At 41.9% G+C, this 4309-nt stretch carries 1 protein-coding gene; it reads right to left on the reverse strand.

Annotation, left to right across the window (positions count from 1 at the left end):
- On the reverse strand, positions 1 to 4309 hold a 4309-nt coding region (locus E6C50_RS17445; protein WP_136404534.1), incomplete at both ends, for an FG-GAP-like repeat-containing protein.

Here is a 4309-nt window from a genome sequence, read left to right on the forward strand (position 1 = left end):
CATTTCCAAAGGTTCCCCTTGTAAGTTGATCCCTGGAGTTTAGAGTATGTTCGGTCCATAAAACCTGACCGTTACTATCGTCGGATATCTGGTAGCGATAGCCCAGACGATAGCCATACCGAAAGGTTTTCGAACTGGTTTTTCCACTGGCATTTTCGATTGCCGTTTGTTTTTCCTTAGCAATTCTTCCAAAAGCATCAAAGGTGAATTCTTTTACAAAAGAGGCATGAGGTGTTAGCTGTGTTAGTTTCTTCAGACGTTTATAATCATCGTATTCGTACTGTATTTGATCGGTCACTTTCCCGGTAGTATATTCTTCCCGGATGGTACTGTTTAAAGTATGATCGGTATTATAATAATATCGGGAGTAAAAAGAAGTGCCGTTTTTAGGTTCCTCTTCGGTTAGCGTTATCCTGCCGAAATCGTCGATAAAATTTTTAACGATTCCCAGAGGTGTGGTCGTGGTACGGACTTCTCCAAAAGGGTAGTAGTTATAGCGGTATTCCCCGGCCGAAGGATCGGAAAGCCTTGATTTTCGTCCCCAATTGTCGTATTGGGTTGTAATTTTAGTGCCGTGAAAATCCGACTCGGTTACGACTCCGCCAGCGTTATATTTATAAGTAACAGTACCACCGTTATCGGTAAGGCTAATAGTATGGGCATTGGCATTTTGAGTCGTACTACTGGTTTTGTTTCCGTCGGAAGTAGTTACCGTTAGTCCGCTATAGGAAATACGGTTGGTTTTCCCGGTGGGCAATATGGTTTCGACTAAACGACCATAATCATCATAGGTATAAGAAATCCATAGGGAAGGTGTATCGGCAAAAGGGTCACTTTCTTTTATTTTTCGTCCCAGAAAATCGTATTGTGTAGCGGTATAACTCCATTGACCATCGGATAATTTTATTCCTTTTTTAAGCTGTTGTCCCAGTACATTGGATTGACTGATGGTACTGCCGCCATCGGCATCCAGTTGTTGAGAGATATAGGTCTGCTGATTTTTCGTATAGGTGTAATAGGTGCTTTTTCCGAGATAATCGGTTACCTGAACCGGTTTCCCCCAGTTATCATAACGGGTAGTTGTGGTTAGCTGATCCGGATTGGTTTGGGTAAGCACGGTTCCATATAAGGGATGATAGGTATATTGGGTGCGTCGTCCGGTTATGGCTTTGCTGGCGATAACAAACCTTCCGGAGGGATCGTAGGTATATGCGCTAACCCGTGGTGCTACTGTTGGGGATGCATCAGGAGCACTCAGGGTTTCCTGTGTTACATTACCATAGTCGTCGTATTCAAATTCTGTTGTTATATAATAACTTTCGACCACCGGTTTTTTCTGGGTTTTTTGCAGTGTTCCGTTGGAATTGTACGTATAAAGCATTTCAGATTGATGCTTGTCATTATAAGCGGAAGCAGTTTCGGTTGTTTTTATCGGTCTACCGATATAATAGTCGCTTCCAACACCGTTTGGATTGCTTTGGTATTCGGTTTCGAGGGTCGTTTCGCCCTGTAATGTTGTCCCCAAAAAGTTTTGCGTTCGCACGATTTCCGGTAAATAGTATACCGGTTGGTACAGATAATCTGTTACGGTTTTAACCGAAGTAAGATAATCGGTTGTGGTTTTTCGGGTGAGTAATGGCGTATAGACTTTATTATTTGTGGTGATCGCATATTCGTTAACCATGCTACTGATCACATTCTCCGGGATACTGACTCCGGTGGAAAATGAAAAAGAGACTCCGGGGCGTTGTAGCTGCGAATAGGTATTGATCAGTAATCCTCTTTTGCTGGGATCATTCTGAGTGATACTCCATATTTTAGTGTCAGAAGGGTTTTGATACCAACTGCTTCGGGCGGATTTAATAAATCCTAAAGCACCAAGGCCATGCATATTAACTGTATAACCATGGTATCGAAAATCCTGATGGCGGGTTACTTCACCGGTCGTCTGGTTCAATCGGGATACAACCCAGGAAAAAGGCAATCGTTTGATTTCCATATTGGGATAGCGGACACTATTGGAAGAGGAGTAAAACGCATCTGGATTTCCATAGCCGGAATTATTATCCGATGGTTCTAACGATTGATAGTTAATTTTATAAACCAAAGCCCCATTGGCGACGGTTACTTTTTTAAGCAGATTGTCTTTTGCGAGATCTTTGGTGAAATTAACATAGGTAACCTGATTGTAATGGTTTCGAACCATAAGGATTTCTTTATTAATGCCGCGCCGATAGGTCGATACAATTGGAATAACCATATCCGGCGAATCACTGTGATGATCGCATGAATTGTCATAATTCTGACAAGGAGTACCATAGTCCTGAATAAACCCGTTACGCTTCTGAAGTCCGATAGTATTAACATAAGAAGTAATCTTCCAGTTGGTATCGTGATCGTTAATGGTCCATTTAGGAGCATATTGATTGCGCCAGATCCGAACCAGATCCGATTTACCGTCGCCATTGGTATCTAAAACATAATACGAGCTATATTGTCTGCCGTCTCTAAAATGATTGCCGGAGTCATGCCAATAGTCGACGATGTTATAGGTTTCGACTTCAAAAAAAGAGCCGCCGGCAGGTTTGGGGCTGCTAAAACAAACATGCCACAGGCTATTGCCGGGGTAAGTTCCGTTGGCATTGGGTAATAGAATGTCGGTTTTACCATCACCGTTAAAATCGCCAAACAGGATTTGTTTGGTTTCGGAATAAGTGCTAAGGGTTCCTTTTCCTAACAGCTCAGGTTCTATCCATGGTGCTGTTGAAAGTTGTTTAAAACCGACGACTTTATAGGTTCCGTTGGGATTTACAATAAAAAGATCGGATTTACCATCGCCGTTAAAATCGCCCACATATCTTTTTTTTCCGATCAGTAAATCCGGATTTGGAAGAATAGCGACACCAGGAGTCAGGCCTGTCGATAAAGAGTTACCCGTTAACAGGCTGGATATATTTGGATTTAAGTCAACCCAACAAAATTGGCCGCATTCGTACTCGGTAAATCTTTGTCTGCCACTAACCCTGCATATTTTGTAGAGTAGTACTTCTGATATTCCGTCTCCGTTAAAATCGCCTTCGAGAAACGCATTTTTTGCCGAAGTACAGGATTGACTCGGATTAAAGCAGGGCAGATGTGTAGGAAAATCAAAACGCTTGGTGTAGGATAAAGTCAGATTACCATTTTGAAGATTGTAAACTTTAAAACCTTCTCCTTCCGAAAACTTAACGATCGATTGAAAGGGGTTTAATGTATTGACAGCAAGTGTAGTGGCGGTAAAGGTATCCTGTTTGTGAAAAACGATTGGAGAATTAATAGGTGTCTGGCCGGTAGTCCCGATAAAATTGTTTGTAAAAATCTGATTTTCGGTGGTAAAATCCAGTCGCCCGTCGCCATCAAAATCACCGCTTAGTACAATTGAATCGAAATTAAGATTATTATGATAGGTAGTGAGTAATTCGGAACCAGGACCAACTGTCTCTGTATTTTCATATTCGAAACGCACTGGATTAGCGGGTTCCATGGCGCCATTAAACTCCTGAATCTGCGAAATTTTTTCATATCCCAATTGCGGATCTGTGATATGTGTAAAAACGTATTTTCGGAACAGTTGACCACCCGACCATACCTGTATCGTTTCCAGAAGAGCTGCTTTTTCTTGCTTTGTTCCTTTGTTATAGGCCGATTCCGTTCGTTGTGCGTGTTTATAATAAAACCGGATACTGTTTAACGGTTCCAGATCATCGGTGTGGGCGCTAAATCTGATTTCGTAGAGACAAAGATTTTTATTAAAATGTTTGTTATAATGATAGGTAACGTAATTCCCCAAAGGATCTTCATACCGACAGATATAAAAAGCCGCAAGGTCGGTTGCCTGACTTTCGGTATAATTGCCATACCACGATCGGGAACCATCGGGATTTGTTACGATAAAATAAATCCCGTTTCCGTTTCGTTGTAGTTCGACTTTAAGATTGGATTGTATTTCCGTTTGATATGTAGAACCGATATGCCAGTATTGTCCGGAAACCACCAAAAGACGTTGGTTGTTTAATGCCAGTTTATCATCATTGGTAAAACGAATACCTTGCCGTTGACCGTCAAGGTCTATACGGGATGGAACACGACGTATAGCTGAAATACCCTGAATATTCCATCCTTGTCCGGCGATTCCTCCAAATTGACCACTTTGATATACGATATTGATAAGCGGACTGGTATTTTTCAAACTGGGAGGCAGCGCAATAGGCAGGGTATAGGTGGTTTGTCCCGCATTGGAAATTTCCAGTTTTCCCTGTGTATCGTGAAA

Source organism: Flavobacterium supellecticarium (assembly GCF_004801375.1).
Lineage (GTDB): Bacteria > Bacteroidota > Bacteroidia > Flavobacteriales > Flavobacteriaceae > Flavobacterium > Flavobacterium supellecticarium.